Consider the following 511-nt stretch of genomic DNA (forward strand, 5'->3'; position numbering starts at 1 on the left):
TGCACGCACTCCAGCGTCGCCTCAAGCAGCCGGCGGCGCATGTCCTCCCGCCGCGCCTGCTGGGAGCGGCGTGGCTTGACTTCCAACTTACGAACAGTCATGTCTGTTTTTAACAAGGTCATCGACGGGAGGAATAGCCATGTCCGACGACGCCGTCACCTCGCCAGCGCTTTCGGAGGCCGCGACCCACGGCATGCCGATCCGGCGTATGGGCTTCCTGTTCCCGCCGCCGCTCGACTGCGTGTTTGTCAAGAACGACCCGTGGACCTCCTACACGTTTCTCGGCGTCTGGATGATGTTGCCCTATCTCGAGCCGTATCTGATCCGCTCCATCAACGAGGCGGCCGATCGCATCGAGGACCCGGACCTGAAGGAGGAGTGCCGGCGCTTCGCGGCCCAGGAGGGGCATCATTACAGAGAGCATGCGAACGCCAACAAGGTGGTGAAGGCGATGCATCCCGGCTTCGCGGCGCTGACCGCGCTCGAGGAGGAGGTGGCCGCGGAATTCAAG

General features: G+C 63.6%; 1 protein-coding gene. It reads left to right on the forward strand.

Annotated elements, in window-relative coordinates:
- Window positions 1-139 precede the first annotated feature (139 nt).
- The coding region (locus R5H29_RS22715; protein ID WP_332329896.1) for a metal-dependent hydrolase at window positions 140-511 on the forward strand (372 nt) is incomplete at its 3' end.

Origin of the sequence: Stenotrophomonas sp. A3_2, assembly GCF_036624925.1 — a bacterium.
Taxonomy (GTDB): domain Bacteria; phylum Pseudomonadota; class Gammaproteobacteria; order Xanthomonadales; family Xanthomonadaceae; genus Stenotrophomonas; species Stenotrophomonas hibiscicola.